At 43.8% G+C, this 22,466-nt stretch carries 19 protein-coding genes; 9 read left to right on the top strand and 10 right to left on the bottom strand.

Features of this window, described 5'->3' with window-relative positions; translation table 11 throughout:
- Positions 1–82: 82 nt before the first annotated feature.
- Positions 83–661, top strand: a complete 579-nt coding sequence (locus L4C54_RS06900; RefSeq protein WP_428799933.1) for a TetR/AcrR family transcriptional regulator — start codon at positions 83–85, stop codon at positions 659–661.
- A gap of 5 nt (positions 662–666) precedes the next feature.
- Here the strand turns inward: L4C54_RS06900 and L4C54_RS06895 are convergent, their stop codons facing one another.
- The 6 genes from L4C54_RS06895 to uraH form a co-directional block, all read right to left on the bottom strand.
- Positions 667–1,086 (bottom strand): GNAT family N-acetyltransferase, encoded by a 420-nt coding sequence (locus L4C54_RS06895; RefSeq protein WP_428799934.1) that lies wholly within the window; start codon positions 1,084–1,086, stop codon positions 667–669.
- A 66-nt stretch (positions 1,087–1,152) separates the two neighbouring features.
- Positions 1,153–1,593, bottom strand: a complete 441-nt coding sequence (locus L4C54_RS06890; RefSeq protein WP_428807592.1) for a hypothetical protein — start codon at positions 1,591–1,593, stop codon at positions 1,153–1,155.
- 267 nt (positions 1,594–1,860) lie between these two features.
- Complete coding sequence (locus L4C54_RS06885; RefSeq protein ID WP_428807591.1) at positions 1,861–3,219, bottom strand: 8-oxoguanine deaminase; 1,359 nt, start codon at positions 3,217–3,219, stop codon at positions 1,861–1,863.
- Positions 3,220–3,386: 167 nt separating this feature from the next.
- The gene (locus L4C54_RS06880) at positions 3,387–4,817 is read right to left on the bottom strand and encodes a nucleobase:cation symporter-2 family protein (protein WP_428807590.1); all 1,431 of its coding nucleotides are present in this window, start codon (positions 4,815–4,817) and stop codon (positions 3,387–3,389) included.
- 341 nt (positions 4,818–5,158) lie between these two features.
- Positions 5,159–6,499, bottom strand: coding sequence for an NCS2 family permease (locus tag L4C54_RS06875; RefSeq protein ID WP_428799938.1), 1,341 nt, complete (start codon positions 6,497–6,499; stop codon positions 5,159–5,161).
- Between the two features lie 207 nt (positions 6,500–6,706).
- Positions 6,707–7,060, bottom strand: coding sequence for a hydroxyisourate hydrolase (gene uraH / locus L4C54_RS06870; RefSeq protein WP_428799939.1), 354 nt, complete (start codon positions 7,058–7,060; stop codon positions 6,707–6,709).
- Positions 7,061–7,494: 434 nt separating this feature from the next.
- On the opposite strand from uraH, the gene puuE reads away from it, so the two are divergent.
- From puuE to L4C54_RS06845, 5 genes are all read left to right on the top strand, one after another.
- Positions 7,495–8,406: an allantoinase PuuE gene (gene puuE / locus L4C54_RS06865; RefSeq protein ID WP_428807589.1), complete on the top strand. Its 912-nt coding sequence runs from the start codon at positions 7,495–7,497 to the stop codon at positions 8,404–8,406.
- Positions 8,407–8,433: 27 nt separating this feature from the next.
- Entirely contained in the window at positions 8,434–8,949 is a 516-nt protein-coding gene (uraD, locus tag L4C54_RS06860; RefSeq protein WP_428807588.1) for a 2-oxo-4-hydroxy-4-carboxy-5-ureidoimidazoline decarboxylase, read from the top strand.
- 99 nt (positions 8,950–9,048) lie between these two features.
- On the top strand, positions 9,049–10,056 hold the full coding sequence (gene alc / locus L4C54_RS06855; protein WP_428807587.1) for an allantoicase: 1,008 nt from the start codon (positions 9,049–9,051) through the stop codon (positions 10,054–10,056).
- A gap of 62 nt (positions 10,057–10,118) precedes the next feature.
- Positions 10,119–10,694: an ureidoglycolate lyase gene (locus tag L4C54_RS06850; protein WP_428807586.1), complete on the top strand. Its 576-nt coding sequence runs from the start codon at positions 10,119–10,121 to the stop codon at positions 10,692–10,694.
- 62 nt (positions 10,695–10,756) lie between these two features.
- Entirely contained in the window at positions 10,757–12,028 is a 1,272-nt protein-coding gene (locus L4C54_RS06845; protein ID WP_428807585.1) for a urate hydroxylase PuuD, read from the top strand.
- 92 nt (positions 12,029–12,120) lie between these two features.
- Here the strand turns inward: L4C54_RS06845 and L4C54_RS06840 are convergent, their stop codons facing one another.
- Both L4C54_RS06840 and L4C54_RS06835 read right to left on the bottom strand, forming a co-directional pair.
- Positions 12,121–12,822, bottom strand: coding sequence for an SDR family NAD(P)-dependent oxidoreductase (locus L4C54_RS06840; protein ID WP_428807584.1), 702 nt, complete (start codon positions 12,820–12,822; stop codon positions 12,121–12,123).
- Positions 12,823–13,068: 246 nt separating this feature from the next.
- Positions 13,069–13,944 (bottom strand): AEC family transporter, encoded by an 876-nt coding sequence (locus L4C54_RS06835; RefSeq protein ID WP_428807583.1) that lies wholly within the window; start codon positions 13,942–13,944, stop codon positions 13,069–13,071.
- Positions 13,945–14,158: 214 nt separating this feature from the next.
- Between L4C54_RS06835 and L4C54_RS06830 the strand changes: the two genes are divergently transcribed.
- From L4C54_RS06830 to L4C54_RS06820, 3 genes are all read left to right on the top strand, one after another.
- A complete protein-coding gene (locus L4C54_RS06830) occupies positions 14,159–15,307 on the top strand; it encodes a sugar diacid recognition domain-containing protein (RefSeq protein WP_428807582.1) in 1,149 nt (382 codons plus the stop codon).
- A 173-nt stretch (positions 15,308–15,480) separates the two neighbouring features.
- Positions 15,481–16,836, top strand: coding sequence for a GntP family permease (locus L4C54_RS06825; RefSeq protein ID WP_428807581.1), 1,356 nt, complete (start codon positions 15,481–15,483; stop codon positions 16,834–16,836).
- A gap of 22 nt (positions 16,837–16,858) precedes the next feature.
- Positions 16,859–17,992 carry a glycerate kinase gene (locus tag L4C54_RS06820; RefSeq protein WP_428807580.1) on the top strand — a complete coding sequence of 378 codons (1,134 nt, stop codon included), beginning with the start codon at positions 16,859–16,861 and terminating at the stop codon, positions 17,990–17,992.
- 121 nt (positions 17,993–18,113) lie between these two features.
- Here the strand turns inward: L4C54_RS06820 and L4C54_RS06815 are convergent, their stop codons facing one another.
- Both L4C54_RS06815 and L4C54_RS06810 read right to left on the bottom strand, forming a co-directional pair.
- A complete protein-coding gene (locus L4C54_RS06815) occupies positions 18,114–19,079 on the bottom strand; it encodes a DUF2860 family protein (RefSeq protein WP_428807579.1) in 966 nt (321 codons plus the stop codon).
- 271 nt (positions 19,080–19,350) lie between these two features.
- On the bottom strand, positions 19,351–22,443 hold the full coding sequence (locus tag L4C54_RS06810) for a tetrathionate reductase subunit A (protein WP_428807578.1): 3,093 nt from the start codon (positions 22,441–22,443) through the stop codon (positions 19,351–19,353).
- Positions 22,444–22,466: the final 23 nt, after the last annotated feature.

Here is a 22,466-nt window from a genome sequence, read left to right as displayed (position 1 = left end):
TGAATGATCATTCAAGTACTTTTTTGAACAATCATTCAAAATAGGATAATATGCATAAATATCATCAGATGAGAGAGTCAATATGCGCAGCGCTGAATTTGATCGAGAAAAAGTATTACGATCAGCCATGGATGCCTTTATCAGCAAAGGCTACAGTAAAACCAGTATGCAGGATTTAAAGAAAGCGACTGGCTTGCATCCGGGTTCTATTTACTGTGCGTTTGAGAACAAACGAGGCTTACTCGTTGCCGCTTTAGAGCACTATCGTTCAGAAAGAAATAACGAGTTTAATACTTTGTTCGACAGTAAAGGCTCGGTTATGGAAGGCTTAGAACTCTATCTTGATGGGGTTGTGGCCGAGTGTGAAAGTGCTCAGATTAAGCAGTGCCTGTTGCAAAAAGCCATGAGTGAACTTGCTGACCAAGACGAAGAGGTCGAAGGTATTATTAGCAACATGCTCAATGATTGGCAGCACGCCTTTACAGACAAACTGAGCCAAGCACAGCTGAACAAAGAGATTTCATCGGATCGAGATTGTGAGGAGCTATCTCAGTTTCTCGTGATGGGAATTTATGGTATTCGAACGTTTTCCTATACTCATCCAGAGAAAGGTTCGCTAGCACGGTTAGCCAAGCAGTTGTTGGATTATATTAGGGGCTAGTTATTTTATTTTTGGGTAAGGGACTTTACCAAAAATGATAGGGATGAATCTTTGGGATAATTATCGAGTACCATTTGGCATTCATAGCCGTGTTTCTCGTAGAAGGGTTTAGCTTGAAAACTTAGAGTGTCGACAAGTGCAGATTTACAACCTTTAGATTGTGCATATTCTTCAATAAGTTGAAGAAGTTGACTACCAATTTGCTTCTCTCGCATTGAATCATCAACCCAAAGAAACTTGATCAGTAACCAGTTACCCCATAGGTCTGCGATAATACCACCAACTTTGTTCTCCCCCTCAACTGCATAGTACCCAACTTGTGAATTAGGTATACCTTCCAAAAATGGTGTGTTGTGTTTGATTAGTCCACCACGAATTTCGTTTAAGTCACGGTCTGAAGGTTCTATATCTAGTTTATATTCCATGTGTATCTTAACCTCCTTCGTTGGCTAAGCCGATTGGAATCCAGTTGAACAATTTGTTAAATACACTTAACTACGATTTACCTTTTTATATTCGCCCTTACAAACAGCGCAATTATAGCTAGGTGCAAACGAAGGCATGTAACCATTACTTGTACTTCCCTTAAAGAAGGTCATATGAATCAACTTAGATTCGTCCTCATAGCACTTTGGACAGTAAGGAGAAGGGTCATTTTCTGCCCAATAAACTTCAGTCTTATGATCATATTTAATCTGAATTTTTTCATCTAATTTTTGTTTTAGCTGTCTAATTTCTTCATTTTTTTGTGCTAACTGCCCTTGCAACTGAGCAGCTTCTACCATTGTCATAGATAATTGCTGAGTTAAAGTTGCCAAATGAAGAGAAATCTTCTCTCGCTCAGGTTCTTCTTGCTGAACTAACTTTAATGTCTCCAACGATTTATTCAAAAAATCGATTAATGTTACGCCTGCAGCTAATGTAACTGACATTAATTATCCTCGTAATTGATTTGTGTATATAACGGTTTTAGACAGAATTTTTCTGTATAACCTTTCGTCTATCTTGCTTACTCTTTTTATACAACTCAAGCCGTATTATAAGGTTATGTGATTCGAAGGTTGTTGGTATGGATTTTAACAATGAAATTGAAAATAGAGGGTATTTGGGTGATTGCAAACTAAATAGGGGGAATTAAAAAGAGCATACACCAATCAGGTAAGTGCATGCTCTGTAGTATCTAGAGGTTTATTCTAATACTAATTAACAGACAACTTCGCAAGCCTAACAGCTGCAGCTTTGTGCCTGTGGATCAGTGATTCCAAATCAACACCAATGACTTGTCCATCATGCACTCGCCACTGACCAGCAATCATCACGCGGTCAGCCTGTTGCGCACCGCAAAGTAGTAGTGCTGCCAGTGGGTCATGGCTACCAGAAAAACGAATGTCATCGAGCTTAAACATGGAAATGTCCGCTTGTTTCCCGACTTCCAGTACGCCAATATCATCTCGTCCCATAGACAGAGCAGAACCTTTAGTTGCCCAGCGAAGCGCGTCAAAATGGCTGACATTGCTAGAGCCATATTGAAGGCGTTGTAAATACATCGCCATGCGAACTTCACCAATCAAGTTTGAACCGTCATTTGAGGCTGAACCATCAACGCCAATGCCTACTTTTACACCTGCCGCTTCAAGTTCATTGTTTCGGCAAATACCAGATGCCAACATCATGTTTGAAGTAGGGCAGTGACTTATCCCAATCTTTGCATCACCTAATCGTTTGATTTCATCAAGGTTAAAGTGAATACCGTGGGCCAGCCAAGTTCGTTCGTTTAGCCAACCCACATCTTCGAGGTAATCGACAGGACGCAAACCAAACTTCTCTAAGCAAAAATCTTCTTCATCAATGGTTTCGCATAGGTGGGTATGCGTCATCACATTTTCTTGCTTTGCTATTTTCGCTGTCTCTTTCATTAGATCGGTAGTGACAGAAAAAGGAGAGCAAGGAGCCAATGCAATTTGCGTCATTGCGCCGTCAGACTTGTCATGGTACTCACGAATAAGTCTTTGACTATCATCAACAATCGCTTGTTCCGTTTGAATAGTGTGGCGCGGAGGTAATCCACCGTCATCTTCACCTAGGCTCATTGAACCACGTGTGAATACTGCTCGAACACCTAACTTCTTAGCGCTCTCTACTTGCAGATCTATTGCGTTTTCTAGACCGTTGGGCAGCAGATAATGGTGATCAGACGCGGTGGTACACCCTGACATCATTAACTCAACTAACGCCAGTTCGGTGGCGACACTCATCATTTCAGCATCAAGGTTTGCCCACACAGGGTAGAGCGCTTGTAGCCAAGGGAATAGCTCTTTATTTAACGCGTCAGGATAAGCACGCGTTAGAGTTTGATAGAAGTGATGGTGTGTATTCACTAACCCCGGAGTAATGACATGCTGTGACGCGTCAACGGTATAGTCGACCACAACACTGGGTTCTTGGTGACGTGCTAGCAATTCGACAATCGTGGTACCTCGCACAACAATGCCGCCTTCAGCTTGTTGATTGGTGCCTGTGTAGATTGCTAGTGGATTCTTAATCCAGATTGTTTCCATTCATGGTAGTCCTTAGCCATCTCAACCTTTGCAGGGAAGAGGGTCTTTATATTGTGTATTTGAAATGTATAGCAATGCTTAGATGAGATCGAAACATTGCCCTAGTGCTTTTCTTTCGTTTTGAAAGTCGTCCTAGCCACTGATTTGGTATTTCCAAATCAATAACGTTAACTTTTTGATGATTCCAGTGATGCCGTAGGCTCTGAATTAATCGTTGTTGCCTCTAGTACAGTATCGCTTTGTTCATTAGCTTGCTCTGCCATCTCTTCCGCCACTTGAGACTGACTTTCGGCCAATGCTTCTTGTTGCTCTTTGGCTGTCGATTTAGGCAACACCAGATTAAGTAAAACGGTCACAATAGTACCAGTCGTAATACCTGAATGAAGAAAGTTCGAAAGGTCATGAGGTAAGTGTTGTAGTAGTCTTGGCTCAAAGGTAACCGCCAAACCAGAGGCTAGTCCCACACAGATAACCAATGCGTTTCGCTTAGTATCAGCAGCTTTGATCAACATGCGAATACCCGCATAGGCAATCATGCCGAACATAACGAACCCGACACCGCCTAATACAGGTTTAGGAATGGTTACTGCAAAAGCGGCCAGTTTAGGGAATAGTCCACCAAGTATCAGGAGTACGCCTGTTGTCGCAACAACGTATCGACTCGCAACGCCTGTAATACCGACGATACCAACGTTTTGGCTAAATGACGCTAAAGGCATAGCGGTTAATATTGAAGACAACGTACTGCCCACACCATCAGCCAATAAGCCGCGTTTTAGATCTTTACCACTGACTTTGGTATGACAGTTATTACCCAGTGCCATAAAGTCACCGGTCGCTTCAGCGATAACAACGATGTACACCAAGCTCATACTGATAATTGCGCTAAAAGAAAAGGTTAAGCCGTATTTGAAGGGCTCTGGACCACCAATCCAAGCAGCTGAACTCAACTGTTCTAGATTTACCATTCCAAGTGATAATGCAACGATATAGCCGCCAGCTAAACCGATAACGATAGCAGATGCGGCAACTGCACCTTTACAGTAAACAGAAACGGCAACAACGATACCCAGTGAAACCGCTGCAAGAAAGAGTTTGGGCAATGTAGCAAACTCTTCACTCACTGTTGGTGAGTCACCAACCCAGTTCATGGCAACGGGCAAAATGGTTAAGCCGATTAATGTCACCACGACGCCACTAACAACGGTAGGGAAAAGTTTTCGTACTTTATCCATATAGAAGCTGGCCGCAATGACGACAAACGAACCGACCAGTGCGGAGCCCATAATACTGGCGACACCCCCTTCTTTCCCTATGGCGATGGCGACACCCAAAAAGGCAAAGCTTGATCCCATAACAACAGGTAAACGTATACCAAGTGGACCGAATCCCATGCATTGTGCAATGGTCACAATACCGGAAGCCAACAAGGCAGCGTTAATGAGTGAGACGATTTCTCCACTAGGTAAACCTATCGAAGAGCCGACAATGAGCGGGACAGCAACAATACCGCCGATAGAGGCAAGCATATGCTGAAGTGCGAGTAAAAGCGTAATCCCTTTTGGGGGACGTTGATTTAAGGTGTAGAGAAGTTTCATGTTCTGTTCCTCAAGAGTGTATTAGTTCACTCTTAGTTGTTGAAAAACAATGACTTCTACAAACTGCGTAGGGTCAACTATATCAGTCTCAGTATTGTCTGAGCCGAATTTTTGGCGTACAAAGCTCACGAAGGGGCGATGCCCATCATTAAGCAGAGTTCGGGTATTTAGTTGTGTTAGAGCGCAGGACTTATCAATAAAGCTGTTTACCACTGCTTTGACGAGCAACATAACTGCCCAACAGCGGGCGAGCTTTAAAGTAGAGCGAGCCCAATTAAAAGCCAGTTTTCCCTTAACAATCTAAGAAGAGAACTGGCTTATTTTGAATTGCTCAGAGGTGGTTAGATGTAAATAAGCTTAGCGACGAAGATTGCCGTCAAGATATACATCGAGATAGAAACATCTTTCGTTTTACCTGTCGCAACTTTTAGAACCGTGTAGGTAATGAAGCCTAGTGCAATACCGTTAGCGATAGAGAACGTTAATGGCATCATAAGTGCGGTAATAGCGGCAGGAGCACCGTTAGTAAAGTCTTTCCAATCAATGTGTTGCATGCTGCTCATCATTACGAATGCAACGTAAATAAGAGCGCCTGATGTTGCGTAAGCAGGGATCATTCCAGCCAGTGGCGATAAGAAGATAGCCGCAATAAATAGCAGGCCAACAACGATAGCCGATAGACCTGTACGAGCACCTGCAGCTACACCCGCCGCACTTTCTACGTAACTAGTCACTGGTGGACAACCTACACATGCACCCGCAACACTTGCAATACTGTCGGCTTTAAGCGCTTTGCTCAAACCTTCGATACGGCCTGTGTCTTTGTTGATAAGGTTTGCACGGTCAGCAACACCCATCAATGTACCGGCAGTATCAAACATGTTAACAAACAAGAAAGCTAGGATAACGCTGACCATCGAGATGTTAAATGCACCTGCGATGTCCATTGCCATGAAGGTAGGCGCAATGCTTGGTGGAGCTGCGAAAAATCCATCATATTGAACAAGGCCAAGACCCATACCAATCAATGTAACACTTAAAATACCGATAAGTACCGCGCCGAAAACGCGTCTTTCACTTAATACAGCAATGATTAAGAAAGCAACGGCAGCAAGCAGTGCATTAGGGTTAGTGAAATCACCTAGTGATACTAGAGTTGCTGGGTTTTTAACGACGATGCCTGCTGTTTGAAGACCGATAAGGCCAAGGAACAGACCAACCCCCGCAGTCATTGCGTAGCGCAAGCTGTGAGGAATACTTTCTATAATCCACTCGCGAATTTTGTAAAAGCTCATTCCAACAAAGAGGATACCAGAGATGAATACCGCACCTAGCGCGACTTCCCAGCTATAACCCATTTCACTTACAACAGTAAAAGAGAAGAAGGCGTTAAGCCCCATACCCGGAGCAAGACCAACAGGCCAGTTCGCGAATAGACCCATCAAGATACAGCCGATTGCAGCACCGATACAGGTAGCAACAAAGACAGCGCCTTGGTCCATTCCTGAAGCGGCCATGATTTGAGGGTTAACAAAGATAATATAAGCCATCGTTGCAAACGTTGTTACGCCGCCCAGTAGCTCGTTTTTAATACTACTTCCATGTGCTTTAATTTTAAAAAAGCGCTCTAACAAACCGTTTGACGGTTGTTCGTTGAGTACATCTGCTTTACTGTCATTCATTGCAGCTAGTCCTTTTTCTTATTTATATTCCGTTATTGATTCTGTAAAAATCGTAACAATATTATTAAGTTATATCCCGCTGTTGAGCTGCTCGTTACTGAGCTCGTTACCAAATAGCTAATAGGTGAAAATCTATTAGATAAACAGCTAGCGGAACTGTTTTAGATGAAATAAGTGTGTTGCAGTTACCGATACTTTCGGCGTAAATCAGCTACCTCGGTAGGTTGAAAAACTGTATGGCGAAACGAGTAAAGGCACATGATAGTGAGAGTCTTCATCACTAAGCCCGAATCGGATCACGACATCATCAAGAAAAGGAACGTCATCTAGATTAACGCCTTGTCCCTCAAAGTAACTTGCGACATGAAAGACCAATTGATATTTCCCCGGAACAAACTGTTCGTCTTCCAATAATGGTTTATTGGTACGGCCATCATCATTAGTAAATGTCTGACCAATCGGTTGATATTGCTCACCATCAAACTTGAATAGTTCCACTTTGATTTCTGAGCCTGGTGTACCTTTCATTGTATCTAGTACGTGTGTAGTTAGTTTTCCCATTGTGACTCTGCGCGGTAGCGCACTCCTTGATAGCTTTTGTTAATCGAGATCTTTTACAAATTCATTCTCTCTACAAACAACAAACAAATCGTTGTTCGTAATGCTGTGATATTAATATGTACACAATTTTTGAAATAGTAAAGCTTAATGTTGCAGGTTTGTTACGTTGAAAAGATGATTTTATCGGTACTCTCTCACAGAAGTTACTAACAATCATGTGTTAGGTTGTTCATAAGTTATTGAAAAGTGGGTGTGATTTTAAGTTAATTAACTTAATAAACAATTTCTTTACATTAAAATAAAAAATTGTATACAATGTAAGTATGAAGTTTGTAGAAGCAGTCTGATTATTGAATTGAGAATTAACTCTTCAATTAGCATTGTTTCTTTTATTAATAACGGTTTCTTAAAAGAATCGAGCAAGGAGCATTTGGATGAATAAGGATTATTCCCGAGATTTAGTAGGCTACGGCCCGAATCCACCTCATCCCCACTGGCCTAATAACGCCAAGATCGCCATTTCATTTGTTCTTAACTATGAAGAAGGTGGTGAACGATGTGTACTTCATGGTGATGGAGAGTCAGAAGCTTTCTTATCAGAGATCCCATCAGCGCAGCCAATCAAAGGCGAACGCCACATCAGCATGGAATCGATTTACGAGTACGGTAGCCGAGCAGGTGTATGGCGCGTATTACGTCTGTTTGATGAGTATGAGATTCCACTTACCGTATTCGCAGTAGCGATGGCAATTGAGCGCTACCCTGATGTTGCTAAAGCAATGGTTAAGGCTGGCCATGAGATTTGCAGCCACGGTTATCGTTGGATTGATTATCAATACATGGATAAAGATCTTGAACGTGAACACATGAGTAAAGCCATTGATATCATTGAGCAGGTGACAGGGTCACGCCCGGTAGGTTGGTACACGGGAAGAACCGGTCCAAACACGCGTCAACTTGTGGCAGATGAAGGTGGCTTCTTATACGACTCTGATGCTTACGACGACGATCTTCCATATTGGCATACAGACGGCGATAAGCCGCAGCTTGTTATACCTTATACGTTAGACGCCAATGATATGCGCTTCTCGACTGTTCAAGGCTTTAACAGTGGCGAGCAGTTCTATCAATACCTGAAAGACACGTTCGATACGTTGTACTTGGAAGGTGAAACAGCGCCAAAAATGATGTCCGTTGGCCTTCATTGCCGATTGATCGGTCGCCCAGGTCGAATCGCAGCACTGCGTAAATTCTTAGATTACGTAAAACAGCACGACCGAGTGTGGTTAACGCGCCGTGTCGATATTGCAAAACACTGGCACGAAGTGCACCCATATTCAAAATAATCATCATTAATGCTCAAGGAGGGCGAAATGACCCAGTTTAGATTTTGTAAGCCAACCCAAATGGATAAAGAAGCATTTGTTTCTCATTTTGCTGATGTATATGAGCATAGCCCTTGGGTGGCGCAAATCGTATTTGAACAAGGGCTTAGTGATGAAGATAACAATGTAGAAAGCTTACATTTAAAAATGGCTTCATCACTGCTTAACGCTGACCAAAAGAAACAGTTAGCACTCATTAATGCTCACCCGGATTTAGCAGGGCGAGCAGCCATTGACGGTGAACTTACAGCTGCATCAACATCAGAGCAAGCTGGCGCGGGCATAGATCAATGCTCACCGCAAGAGTTCACTAAATTTACCACCTATAACGATAGCTACAAAAGTCGCTTCAACTTCCCCTTTATCATGGCGGTTAAGGGGGCCAATCGTTACCAAATTCTCGAGTCGTTCGAGAAGCGATTAGGCAATGATAGTGAAACTGAGTTTGCTACTGCGATACAAGAAATCAATAAGATTGCTCTGTTTCGCCTCCGAGATATGTAAGTCACCAGCGACAACTATTTCGGCCAAAAGCGAGCGCTTAGATAAAGCCCTCGATACTCATTTTATTATTAATTGAACAATTGGATAGGATCTAAACGAATGACTCAACAACTCGAACAAGCAACGGGCTTTCAAGATTACACAAACTTAGCGGACGAACGTCTAGGCGCAGAAGCACTTTTTGCAACCGATGATTTCTTTGCAGACAAATCTCGCATGCTACGCCGTGAAGCCCCTGAGTGGAAAGACGATGTTTATGACGATAATGGTAAGTGGATGGATGGCTGGGAAAGCCGTCGTAAGCGTGGTGAAGGTTACGATTACTGTGTAGTAAAGCTTGGCCTAGCTGGAACGATTGCTGGTGTGGACATCGATACAACATGGTTCACAGGTAACTTCCCGCCGTCAGCGTCTTTAGATGCATGTTTCAGCCCTGAAGGTGCGCCTTCTGATTCGCAAGAGTGGGATGAAATTATTGCTTCTACTAGTCTTCAAGGCGACAAGCATCACCTAACCGAAATCGACAGTGACAAAGTGTACACGCACGTTCGCCTGAACATTTATCCTGATGGTGGTGTTGCGCGTCTACGTATCTACGGTCGTCCAAGTGTTGATTGGGACAACCTAAGTGCTTCTCAGCAACTTGATTTCGCAGCGGTAGAAAATGGCGGTCGTGCACTGGCATGTAGTGATGAGCACTATGGAACCAAAGCAAACATTTTAGGCCCTGGTCGTGGTGAAAACATGGGTGACGGCTGGGAAACGGCTCGTCGTCGTACGCCTGGTAATGATTGGGTAATCGTGGCACTTGGCCACTCTGCGAATATCGAACGAGTAGTGGTTGATACCGCTCACTTCAAGGGTAACTTCCCAGACAGCTGTTCGATTCAAGCGGCATACGTCAGCGGCGGAACAGACGATCAAGTAGAGACTCAGAGTTTATTTTGGCGCGAGCTATTACCTGCTCAAAAGCTATCAGCGCATGAGCTACATGAGTTCAATGAGCAAGTGAAGGACCTTGGTGCGATTACACACGTTCGACTTAATATCTTCCCAGATGGTGGTATCAGTCGTTTACGTTTATTCGGTACTAAAGCCTCAAAGTAAAAGCATAAGACAAAGTAGTTATTAGGTAGCAACTAAGTAACAAGTGAATAAAGGGAAACTAAATGAGTAACGGCAATCGTCAACTTGAACTATCACGTTTAGAAATAGAGCCATTAACAAAAGCAGCATTTGCTGAATTTGGGGACGTCATTGAAGCTGAAAACAGTGATTTCTTCATGATAAATAACGGTTCAACTAAACGTTTTCATAAATTGGCGAGTGCGGATGTTGAAGAGCAAGGCGGTCAAACCATCATGAGTATTTTTGAAGCAACACCGCTTGAATACCCATTGACGATCAAAATGCTTGAAAGACATCCGTTAGGCTCTCAAGCTTTTATTCCGCTACTTGGTCAGCCTTATCTACTGGTTGTCGCTCCAAAAGGCGACAACCCAAGCCTATCACAGTGTCGTGCTTTTTTAAGTAACGGCAAGCAAGGTGTGAACTACTTAAAAGGGGTTTGGCATCACCCAGTATTGGCATTGACTGCTCAAGATCGTTTTCTAATCGTAGATCGAGCAGGAGAGGGCAATAACTGTGATGAAGTGCATTTTGAAGACAATTTAGTCTCTTTGCATTTGGATGACCTCCCTAGTGTAAATAATCAGGATGAAAAGCAGCTCGCTGTAGCGAATTAAACGTCTGACTAATAGACGAAGAAACAACGAACTAAAGCGCAGGTGCATTAAAGGAGTAAATTATGGATCCGCATATTACTGAATGGCTGAACCTAGCAATTCGCTGGGCTCATATGATAGTTGGTGTCGCATGGATTGGCGCATCATTCTACTTTGTATGGTTGGAAAACAACTTAAACCGAGTTAACCCTAAAACAGGATTGGCTGGTGATTTATGGGCAATTCACGGTGGTGGTATTTATCACCTAGAGAAATACAAACTTGCTCCACCAGAAATGCCAGAACATCTTCATTGGTTTAAGTGGGAAGCGTACTTTACGTGGATCACAGGGGTATGTTTGTTAGGGGTGGTTTACTACCTCAACGCAGAAATTTACCTAATTGCACCGGGTTCAGGTCTTGACTCAACAACAGCTGTAGCGATTGGTATTGGCGCTTTAGTGGCGGGTTGGTTTGTCTACGATTTCTTGTGTGACTCTCCACTTGGTAAAAAACCAGAACTGCTTGGCTTCGTCTTATTCTTAAGCTTAGTTGGCGCAGCATACGGCTTGTCTCAAGTGTTCAGTGGTCGCGGTGCTTATATCCACGTAGGCGCAATCATTGGTACGATAATGGTCGGTAACGTATTCCGTATTATCATGCCAGCGCAGCGTAACTTGGTTAAAGCAATTGAAGAGAACAGAGAACCCGATCCTGCATTGCCAGCGAAAGGTCTATTGCGTTCGCGTCACAATAACTACCTGACGTTACCAGTACTGTTCATCATGATCAGTAACCACTTCCCAAGCACATATGGTTCAGCCTACAACTGGGCGATCCTTGCTGGGCTATCTGTCTTTAGCATCTTGGTTCGCCACTACTTCAACACTCGCCACGGCAGTCAGAAGTACGCATGGACAGTGCCTGTTGCGGCTCTAGGTATGATTACACTCGCGTTTGTTACATCGCCTTATGCAAATAAAACGATGGCACCTGTTGCGAAAGCAAAAACAGAACAAACTCAATCATTAGATTCAGCAGCGCAAGGTTCAGATACTCAATTGGCTTCAAGTGCGGGTCATGCTGGAGATCAAGTGAAGTTTGATGCGATAAATCAGGTCATACAAGAACGTTGTTCTGTGTGTCACTCAGCAAGCCCAACTCACGCAGCCTTTCAAACGGCGCCGGGTGGAGTGGTGTTAGATACACCTGAAGAGATCAAAATCAATGTACCAAGAATCATGGCTCAATCAGTACAGACAAAAGTAATGCCTCTTGGAAACCTAACTCAGATGACAGATGACGAGCGTACGCTTATCGGAGAGTGGGTAGAACAAGGCGCTGTTATTCAATAACCATAAACAACAGCGACGAAGTTCTTCGTAAAATTACCGTGACATTGCTGTAAGTAAGAAGGCGATGCCACGGTAAATACCAAGCGCTGAGATTATCTCAGATAAGCCCCATCGTTAATATCGATGGTACTGCCATTAATGTACTGTGGGCTTTCTGTCCCTAACCAAGTAATGGTTTGAGCTACTTCCTGAGGCTTAGCAAAACGGCCGGTTAAAGCGGATGCTTTGATTTGGTCTAAACGTTCTTTAGCAATTGATTCCATCATCGGTGTCATTACCGGACCGCTTGCGATCGCATTAACGGTTATGCCATACGAACCCAGTAATTTAGCGAAGCTTTTGGTTGCGTTAATTAAGCCCGCTTTAGTGACGCCATACCAAATGTCTGGGTGACCAATGTGACCCGCAATAGATGCGTTATTAACGATTCGCCCATGTCCTTTACGTTTCATATTTTTAGACACTTCGGTGATCAATGCGATGGGCGCTTCTAAGTTGACTTTAATGGTGAGCTCTTGCTTTGATAATGGGTAGTTTTCATAAGGTGCAGAGATCATAACGCCTGCGTTGTTAACCAATGTATCGACAGCAGGTAAAGAATCAATAAGGTTAGGAATACTCGCGATATCGGTAAGGTCAAAATCGACACACAACACTCTTTCATGATCGTTAAATACAAAGTTTTCAAAAGAGTTTGATAAAGCGATGACGTGATAGTTTGCATCAAGGAACTGCTGACAAATTTCGCTACCGATTCCGCCAGTTGTTCCCGTGATCATTGCGTACTTTTTCATTCGTTACTGCCTCTCATGTGAATTGCCGTTTATGGAATATCGTGTTCCGATTTATGGAACTTTGTCATTGGTTGTTGAGAGTGACGAGTAAATTAAAATGATAAAAAGTAAGAATAGACAGTGGGTATAAGGACAAACAGGGGCTAGGCAGAAAGTCTAGAGTGCCCATGTTTATTAGGATTTAGGATAATTTTGGAATCTTTAGAGCACTCTGTGAGCAGTTTAATTGATGCTAGGCTCTGTGGTTTACAAAGAAAGCGCGAACAGAAGCAAAATAGGCAAGGTAATAACGCTTAAAAAATTACCAAATAAGACCATCGATGCAACGTTACCAGGCTCGACATTAAAACGCTCTGCAAACAGGTAATTCATCACAGCGGGCGGTAGCATGGTAAACAGCACCATCATTTGTAGGTGCAGCGCTGGCAGCGGAATGAAAAAGTAAATAATGGCAAACGCCACGATTCCGGTGGTCAGTGACTGTACAGTGCAAAGCAGTCCAACTTTGAGTCCACTGATGCGTAGATTTACCATTTGGGACCCAAGAGATAGCAGCATAATAGGCACAGCAGCTTGGCCCAGTAATGAGCTTGCTTCATACAAAGGGTTCCAAACCGTAATTCCGGATAGGTTTAAAAACATGGCAAGAGAAGCGGCTAAAAATACAGGCATGGTGATAATTTGTTTAAAAGGGTTTCCTGTACTGAGCAACGCTAAACCAATACTGATGTGAACACAGGCAGACATTACAAAGAGTAAAACTGCAGGTGCCAATGCAGCATCACCGAAGGTATAGGTAAATAGTGGAATAGCCAAGTTACCGCTATTACGAAACATATGCGGTGGAGCCCAAGCCTTAAAATTTAACTTAAAAATTTTACATATTGGAACCATTAATAGGCCGGGTATCAATATAGCTACTAAAGAAGCGTAAATGAGAGGCAGCTGCTCAGTATCGAGTTGCATGGTGGCTAACGAAGCAAACACCAACGCTGGAATACAGACGTTCATGTTGATCTGATTAATGGGTTGAAAATCAGGCTTTAGCCAACGGCCAATAGCAAAGCCTGCGAACGCAAGAGCAAAGACGGGGAATAGAATATTAATCACTTGCTCGAACATGGGAATCCTTTTCCAAAAGAGAGACAGAGTTAGCGACGTTAGATCATTAAGTTATCAATATTTTACGGGGCCGTCACTTGAGTTCTCTGAGTTTACAAACGCAAGTGTGAGATTGAAGTGAAAGAGTATGGTTTGAATATAATTTTTACTAAGAACAAAAATATCAGCCCAGTTTGGATATACTGAAAACTGATTAATATTAAGAGCTTCCGTCATGCAGTTAAATTCACTGATCGCGCGTCAGATTGTAGAAAGAGCAAGTAAGATCATTCAATACCCAGTCAATGTAATGGATGAAAATGGTCAGATCATTGGTTCCAGCGACCCTGCTCGATTGCATCGAACCCATGAAGGGGCGCTACTTGCCATTCATGACAACCGAACGGTAGAGATCAACAAAACCGTTGCCAGTACGCTGATTGGCGTGAAAGAGGGGATTAACCTCCCAATCGTTTATCAAGAGAAAGTGATTGGTGTCGTTGGCGTTTCAGGGGTTCCTGATGACGTGAGAAGTTTTGGCGAATTGGTTCAGATGACGGCGGAATTGATTGTTGAGCAAGCTGCAATGATGGCTCAAATGCAGTGGAATAACCGTCATAGAGAAGAGCTGTTAAGACAGTTAATAGAAGGGTCGAGCCTTAATGACAACCAGTTGATGTCCATCGCTGAGCGTCTTGATTTGGATCTTGTACAGCCTAGAGTGGCAGCGTTAGTCAGAGTGGTACCCAAGTTAAATGAACCCGTTACCCAAGCACAATTGCAAAAGCTGGTGAATTTATTGGAGTACCCTGAGCGGGATAACATTGTCGGCATTGTATCTGTATCAAATAATGAAGTGGTGGTGCTAAAACCCATCACAATAAAAGAAGACCAGTGGTGCATTGATGTTGAAAAAAAACGGGTAGAAAAACTGATTAAACGGGCAAAGAAAGAGTGTGACTTTGCCATTCAGATTTTCGTTGGTGGCTATTTCACAGGGTTAACAGGATTGGCTCGGTCGTATGAAACGGCGAAAGCCACACTAGATTCTTGTATGCCCACATCGAAGAGTGCCCTGTTTTTTGGTGATCATAAGCTTTCAGTCTTTATTAGTAGCTTAAAGCAAGATTCTTGGAAAAAAGAACAGCTCATGAATCCGGTGAACTTATTAATGGATCACGATAATAAGGGGACGCTAACTCGAACTCTTAACCAATATTTCGATCAAAACTGCGACATGGCGCAAACTTGTAAACTGTTACATATACATAGAAATACGCTTAGGTACAGGTTGGATAAGGTTAGTGAAGTTACTGGTTTAAATATCAATAAGTTAGAGGATATGATTCAGCTCTATTTGGCGCTTAAAACCATTAAGGATTAGTACCTAATTTGTGCGTGCGCACAAAGTTAAACGTTATAATTGTCAATAATTTGTTAATGTGCCTAAAGGAATATAGGCAGTATATCTTGATAATGGTGATGTCCCTACAGACTCACCCAGCATAAGCAATGATGCGATACTGCTGAAAAATATATAATGAACAAGGAATTATCATGACACTTATCTTGATACTGTTGGGGGTGATAGCATTTATCGTCCTTTCAACCACTAAATATAAAGTACACCCATTTTTGGCGTTGATACTGGCGGCATTTTTAGCAGCGTTCGCCTATGGCTTACCACCAGAGAGTATCGCGAAAACTATTGCTTCAGGCTTTGGTGGAATATTAGGTTACATCGGTCTGGTTATTGTACTTGGTACGATCATCGGTGTAATTTTGGAAAAAAGTGGCGCTGCGATTACCATGGCAGACACGGTTATCAAGGTTCTTGGTGAGCGTTACCCAACACTAACGATGACGATTATTGGTTACATCGTTTCTGTTCCTGTTTTCTGTGATTCTGGCTTCGTCATCCTCAACTCATTAAAAGAGTCGTTAGCGAATCGCCTAAAAACGTCTAGTGTTGCTATGAGTGTTGCGCTTGCGGCGGGCCTTTATGCGACTCACACCTTTGTGCCGCCGACTCCGGGACCTATCGCTGCTGCAGGTAACCTCGGTTTGGAATCTAACTTAGGTTTAGTTATCGGTGTTGGTGTCTTCGTTGCTGCGGTTGCTGCTCTTGCGGGGATGTTGTGGGCAAACCGATTTAAAGATGTTGAGCCCGATGGCCAAGTTGATGAACTAGCCGAAGCTAACCAAGATTGGAAGACACTTAAAGCATCTTATGGCGAACTTCCTACAGCAAGTCAGGCGTTTGCACCCATTTTTGTACCTATTTTACTTATCTGTTTTGGTTCAATTGCACGATTCCCATCACTTCCACTTGGCGAAGGGTTTATCTATGACACGCTTAACTTCTTAGGCCAGCCATTAACGGCGTTGATTATTGGTCTATTGCTTGCGACACGTCTATTAAAAACAAGCGATAAGATTGCCGAATTTGGTGAGCGTATTAATCAAGGTATTACTGCTGCTGCACCTATTCTACTAATCACTGGTGCAGGTGGTGCGTTTGGTGCAGTACTTAAAGCAACGCCACTGGGTGACTACCTAGGCACAACGTTATCGGCTCTAGGTGTTGGTATCTTTATGCCATTCATCGTAGCAGCGGCATTAAAATCTGCGCAAGGGTCATCAACGGTTGCACTAGTGACTACCTCAGCATTGGTTGCGCCTCTACTCGCTCAGCTTGGTCTTGATTCTGAAATGGGTCGAGTACTAACAGTAATGGCGATAGGAGCAGGTGCAATGACAGTTTCACATGCCAACGACAGCTTCTTTTGGGTGGTATCTCAATTTAGCCGTATGTCGGTAGGGCTGGCGTATCGTGCCCAGACAATGGCGACTTTGGTTCAAGGTGTAACGGCAATGACGCTTGTCTACATCTTAAGCTTAGTCCTTTTATAATTATAAAAATCAGGAAGATCCTATGAAAGTGGTTATTGCACCGGATTCGTACAAAGAAAGTTTAACGGCAATGGAAGTGGCAACGGCTATTGAGCGTGGTTTCAAAAAAATCATGCCTAATGCAGAGTATGTGAAGTTGCCAATGGCTGATGGCGGCGAAGGTACTGTTCAATCACTCGTTGATGCAACAGGTGGTGTTATTGTTAAGCAACGAGTTACAGGCCCGCTGGGAGATACCGTTGAAGGTTTCTTTGGCCTAGTGGGTGACGGTTCGACGGCCATTATCGAAATGGCTGCGGCTTCTGGTCTTGACCTTGTTGAACGCAATAAACGCAATCCACTAATAACCACTTCATATGGAACAGGCGAATTAATTAAAGGCGCGCTCGATAAAGGCGTGAAGCATATCATTATTGGCTTAGGCGGCAGTGCGACTAACGACGGTGGCATAGGTATGGCGCAGGCATTAGGCGCTAAGCTGCTTGATGAAAATGGTATCGACTTAGCCTTTGGTGGTGGCAGTTTGCATCGTCTAACTACGATTGATTTGTCACAGCTTGATCCTCGCTTGAAAACGGTAACGTTAGAGGCGGCTTGTGATGTTGATAATCCACTTTGCGGGCCAAAGGGCGCTTCAAGTGTTTTTGGACCTCAAAAGGGCGCAACACCAGAGATGGTTGAAAAGCTAGATTCTAACCTTGCGCACTATGCCAAGATTATTTACCAAGCAACGGATAAAGACGTGAAAGATATTCCAGGATCAGGTGCTGCTGGTGGTCTCGGCGCTGCTTTGATTGGTTTGTTTGACGCAGACCTTCGCCCTGGTATCAACATTGTTATGGATGCGGTTAACCTTTCTGATGTTGTGAAAGATGCCAATCTAGTTATCACTGGTGAAGGCCGTATTGATAGCCAAACTATTCATGGTAAAACACCGGTTGGTGTTGCTCGCACCGCGAAACAATTTGGTTTACCTGTGATTGCTATTGCTGGATCAACGGCTGCAGATTGCGAAGTTGTTCATGAGCACGGCATTGATGCGGCATACAGTGTTGTGCTTGGCGCGACAGATTTACCGACAGCGCTTAAAGAAGCAGCATTTAACGTGGAAATGACCTCACGTAATATTGCGAAGGCATTAACCATCAAATTATAGAATGTCGTTAGGCATGGTTTGAGTTTATAGATAATACGAGGGGGCTTAGGCCCCCTTTCTTGTGCTTTGTATAAGGTGAATCCCAAGATTTTTCCTTTCGCGACATTGCAGAACAGATGATTTAAAACTGATAATTCAAGCCGACCGACATGAGATACTCATCACTCTCATAGAAATCAAAATTGGAGGTCGTGATGGACGCGCCAGCAAAAGATGTGATGCTCCAATTATCCCAGTTCTCCAAATCTCTGTATTCATAAGCTAAGAATAAGAAATAAATATCGTCTTTACGGTGTCCGCCAAAGTAAGGGTGTGCAGCGTCATATTTTCGGTTGCCGTAACTGCCTGTTAAAGATACAAAGTGTCTAGGCGTGTTATAAAAATAGGTCACTTCCCCTGTGTATTGATCGAACGACGCCGCGTCACCTTGAGCGTCGTGATTAATAACGTTAACAGCGCCGGTGAATCCAGTGTGAGGAGTCAGCATTGTTAGGTGCTGGATTTTGTAATACAGGCTGTCACTCTCACGATGAAGGGATTGATCAGATATCGCTTCATCATCAAATTTGGCAATAGCGTAGGCCATGTCAAATGAGAAACGGCTTTCCATGATGTTAGTGAACTTAAATCGATACGCTCTCCCGTCGACATCCGTTGTCACTCTCTCGCTCCCGGTCGCATACGGATCTGACCACATTTCATTGGCGACGATAGTGGGTAGGAACGCAAGATCAAGCTTCGTCCCTCGTCTTGACGTAAAGCGATAACCCAACTCAAAGGCAAGGGTTCCGACTGCGAGGTCATCTCTAGAAGTACCAAGGTAGACGCTGTGAAAGCGTTCTTTATCAAACTTATATTCGAAATTTCCTAATGGCCCGACGAAAAAGTCCGTATTGCTTGAGCCCTTGCTAGTAATGTTGCCAAGGCGGCTGTCTCCCTCAGTATCGAGATTGGAGTTTGACGATGTCACGCCTGTATTAATTGAAAAGTTGCCGCTAAATCGTTTGGCGTCAAAAGCTTGAACCGAGAAACTGGTACTTAAGGTTAGTGCAATGAATGTAAAGAATGGGATGAAGTGGTTGGTCATGAACTCTTTTCTCTCTTGCTGATTGTGATGAAAGTCACAAGGCGCTTCGGTATTGGCAGTCTAGACAATGAGTTGAGTTATATGAAATTAATTGAAGTGAAATTAAGTAAACACAGTGACAGCTATAGGTACATCAGAAAAAGTAAAATGTAATATAAAATATAAAAAGTTATAGGGAGCCATACGGTTACACGGAAGATCAATATGGCTGCTTATGAGATGACAGGGGCATCAAATTGATGCCCCTGTGTAGCTCTAAGACTGTGTATTATTAGACTTTTCGTATTTTGGCTGGTAATGCTTGTCTTGCTGCAGCACCGACAACCCAGTCAAGCATGACCCCTTTTCCTTCTCGAGTAGTGTCGATAAGTCCAATATCGTTAATGTTCACCCCATCATTGGATTTCATTTTCACAGGCTGCTGCGTGTCGCCAATCCAGTGAGCCCTTTCACCCAGTTCTTTGTGGCCAAACCCATGTTCAAACCCTAGTGTTCCGGGTTTGATACCTTCTACCACCATAGCTAACGCTTTCGTTGAAGCACTCGGCGTTTCAATCACAAAAGTATCGCCTGTGCTGATGCCTGCTGCGCTAGCATCTGATGGATGAAGGTAAACAGGGTTTACGCCTTTAATCGATTCCAAACGCGGTGATAAGTTAGAAACTGCGCTGTGAATATTTGATTTGAAATTGGTTAAACTAAAAGGCCAATCAATTTGCGGATACTTCTCTTCCAAAGGCGTTCCATCGGCGAGCTTTTGAGGGTGCCAAGTAGGGCAGCCGATGTAAGTTTCACCTGTCATTGTGTTTATTGAAGAGCCAAGTTTCTCATTCCAAATCGCCAGTGGACGAGTCCAGCGGTGTTTCATTTTTTCGTTATCGTAGGCTTCAGTTGCATCTTGGAATCGTCCACCACGGGCAAAGATAAACGAGACTTTACGCACTTCTTCTGGGGTGAGTGTGGTTTGCATTTGTGGCATTAACCGTTCTAACCCTGACCATGCAATATCTTCTGCATTCACACTCGGCACGCCACCTTTGGCAAAGGCTAAATTCGCAGCAGAGCGCAGGTAGAAGTCTTCCGCGCTATGAATACCGTGCCAATTGCCGTTACTGTCCGGTATCGCGTTGTCACCGAACCCGCCTAGCTGCATGCTTTTCGCTACATCGATAAAGAAGTTTTCAAGATTGATCGAGCGTCCATCGGCTGTTTTCTCTGTTTTTGGTTCAACAATCGGCCAACGTGTCGTAACGGCCTTAGTGGAAACACCATGCCATGGAACTGCGGTTCCCCAGCTTTCATAAGTCACGGTATCGGGCACTAAATAGTCCGATAAAGCGGTAGTTTCATTAATAAACGCATCTACAGAAACGATCAGTCCCAGTTGTTTTGGATCTTTAAGCTTCTCGCCTAACAGGTTGTCTAAACCCGGAACGCCATAAAGTGGGTTTGCCATGTGGTTTATCCACGCTTTCGCTCGGTAGGGATAGCCATCAATTGCTGCGGATAAGTGCTCTGTCAGCAGTGGTGCTGAAATAGGGTACCAAGGCGCACGTGTTGGGTAGGGTGATTCTCCTGCCGCGACTTTACGTTTGTATTCACTGGTTTTTTGGTATGGGAATTTACTGCGAGATAAAAAGATCCCTTGAGGCTTGGTTTTACCTTTGAATTTGGTGAAGTCATAGCGTGGACCAGCAGCTGAGGTTGGAAAACCACCTGCTTTGGCCATTGCGCCGCCCTTTAGATTAATATTACCGATCAACGCATTAAGCATTAGAATCGTGAACGAGTTATAGAAACCATTGGTGTGCATGTTGCCACCATGAGTATCGACAACCGCTTTAGTGCCATGGCTTGTGAAGCGGGTGGCAAGCTCAATGAGCTTCTCCTCAGGGATATCACATTGCGCGCTATAAAAGCTTAAATCGTGTTTGAACGCTTCCTCTTTGAGTCGTTGTAGTGACGATTTAACCACAACTGGTTGGCCGTCAATCATCACTTCTTGCTCGACAAATAATTGCGCTGAATCCGATTGAGTGTGCTTAGTTAATTGACCAGACTTTTCGTTGACCACAATGAAGGAGTCGGCGTCAGATTTAGGATCTCCATCGAATGTTAATCTAATATCCGATGCTCTTAGCATACGTCCGTTGTTTGGGTGACTTTCATCACTGATCACAAGATGAGTGGCATTACACCAATGTGCCGTTCCTGCTTCTTTCATAGCATTAGCGCTAGGTTGAGCTAGGAAGTTTTGGTTGTAGCGCTTGTTGTCGATGATCCATTGAATCATACCCAAAACTAACGCCGAATCGCTGCCCGGTTTTATCGGTAACCAGTTGTTACGATCACCTGCCGCTAAGCTAGAAGATCCAGCTGGAAGGCTAGGTGTGACGATTGTGTAGCTAAGAGATCCATTGGTTCTTGCTTCCGCTATTTGACGTGCTTGTCGTTTAAATGGGTTTCCGGCTTGAGCAGGAGACATACCAATAAAGAGAACGTATTCGGCGTGGTCTAAATCAGGCTTTAAGTGCGCAAACTTGTCGAGGTCATTCATTAAAGCACCTGATCCTGCTCTAAATGCGTAGCCACAATACGAACCATGATGACCAAAATTACGTGTGCCATAACTGTTAAACGCAAAGCGCTTTAGAATGTCATCGCGCCCTTCGTTACCGGCATTGGTCACCAGCAGTTGGTTTGCTTTTGGTCCATACTCTGGGTTGTTTGGATCTAGCGGTGTGTTGATGTCACGAATGGCACGTAAACCTTCAACGTGACCCTCACCAAAAAGATCGCCACCTTCAACCACTTCTTCTATAAGTTGCTCATAGCTGATGGGTTGCCATTTCCCTTCGCCACGTTTACCAATTCGTTTGAGAGGCTGTGTAATACGGTATGGGCTGTTACGGATTTCCATCATGCCATTGCCGCGAGCGCAGGCGGTGGAGCGTCCATTCAGTCCCGCTTCACCAGACATACCGAGATAAGCGTCTTTAACTGGCGTTTCAAATGGAATGTGGTCATGGTTTGAAAGTGGATGGTAAGGGTTGCCTGATATACGCAAGATCTCATCGTTACGGTTATCAATGCGAACTCGAAGCCCACAGAGTGTCCAGCAGCCAAAGCACATGGATGGCGCAACACGTTGGTTTGGGTTAGGAATGATCTTGCCATTCTCTTTAACCGTGTATTCTGTTTCTAGAGAATTACCGTGGTGAATATGCTGAGTTTTTTGCCCAGCAGTACCTGTTAGCGCACCATCTAGCATATGTTTGCCTGTAGTGGCGTAACCTGCAGCGAATGCACCAACACCACCGACAGCAAGACCAGATTTTAAAAATTGGCGACGTTTATTATCCATTGTTTAATCCTTCGTTCTTTGGT

The organism is Vibrio lamellibrachiae (genome assembly GCF_050337265.1).
GTDB classification, from domain to species: domain Bacteria; phylum Pseudomonadota; class Gammaproteobacteria; order Enterobacterales; family Vibrionaceae; genus Vibrio; species Vibrio kyushuensis.
This window is presented reverse-complemented; position numbering and strand designations above follow the sequence as displayed.

Excerpts from the sequence above, each read along its gene's own strand:
- uraH (WP_428799939.1), bottom strand. The coding sequence starts at position 7,060 with ATGGGAAAACTAACTACACACGTACTAGATACAATGAAAGGTACACCA.
- L4C54_RS06880 (WP_428807590.1), bottom strand. The coding sequence starts at position 4,817 with ATGAAACTTCTCTACACCTTAAATCAACGTCCCCCAAAAGGGATTACG.
- alc (WP_428807587.1), top strand. The coding sequence starts at position 9,049 with ATGACTCAACAACTCGAACAAGCAACGGGCTTTCAAGATTACACAAAC.
- L4C54_RS06835 (WP_428807583.1), bottom strand. The coding sequence starts at position 13,944 with ATGTTCGAGCAAGTGATTAATATTCTATTCCCCGTCTTTGCTCTTGCG.
- L4C54_RS06825 (WP_428807581.1), top strand. The coding sequence starts at position 15,481 with ATGACACTTATCTTGATACTGTTGGGGGTGATAGCATTTATCGTCCTT.
- uraD (WP_428807588.1), top strand. The coding sequence starts at position 8,434 with ATGACCCAGTTTAGATTTTGTAAGCCAACCCAAATGGATAAAGAAGCA.
- L4C54_RS06810 (WP_428807578.1), bottom strand. The coding sequence starts at position 22,443 with ATGGATAATAAACGTCGCCAATTTTTAAAATCTGGTCTTGCTGTCGGT.
- L4C54_RS06850 (WP_428807586.1), top strand. The coding sequence starts at position 10,119 with ATGAGTAACGGCAATCGTCAACTTGAACTATCACGTTTAGAAATAGAG.
- L4C54_RS06890 (WP_428807592.1), bottom strand. The coding sequence starts at position 1,593 with ATGTCAGTTACATTAGCTGCAGGCGTAACATTAATCGATTTTTTGAAT.
- L4C54_RS06840 (WP_428807584.1), bottom strand. The coding sequence starts at position 12,822 with ATGAAAAAGTACGCAATGATCACGGGAACAACTGGCGGAATCGGTAGC.
- L4C54_RS06875 (WP_428799938.1), bottom strand. The coding sequence starts at position 6,499 with ATGAATGACAGTAAAGCAGATGTACTCAACGAACAACCGTCAAACGGT.
- L4C54_RS06845 (WP_428807585.1), top strand. The coding sequence starts at position 10,757 with ATGGATCCGCATATTACTGAATGGCTGAACCTAGCAATTCGCTGGGCT.
- L4C54_RS06830 (WP_428807582.1), top strand. The coding sequence starts at position 14,159 with ATGCAGTTAAATTCACTGATCGCGCGTCAGATTGTAGAAAGAGCAAGT.
- L4C54_RS06895 (WP_428799934.1), bottom strand. The coding sequence starts at position 1,086 with ATGGAATATAAACTAGATATAGAACCTTCAGACCGTGACTTAAACGAA.
- puuE (WP_428807589.1), top strand. The coding sequence starts at position 7,495 with ATGAATAAGGATTATTCCCGAGATTTAGTAGGCTACGGCCCGAATCCA.
- L4C54_RS06815 (WP_428807579.1), bottom strand. The coding sequence starts at position 19,079 with ATGACCAACCACTTCATCCCATTCTTTACATTCATTGCACTAACCTTA.
- L4C54_RS06900 (WP_428799933.1), top strand. The coding sequence starts at position 83 with ATGCGCAGCGCTGAATTTGATCGAGAAAAAGTATTACGATCAGCCATG.
- L4C54_RS06820 (WP_428807580.1), top strand. The coding sequence starts at position 16,859 with ATGAAAGTGGTTATTGCACCGGATTCGTACAAAGAAAGTTTAACGGCA.
- L4C54_RS06885 (WP_428807591.1), bottom strand. The coding sequence starts at position 3,219 with ATGGAAACAATCTGGATTAAGAATCCACTAGCAATCTACACAGGCACC.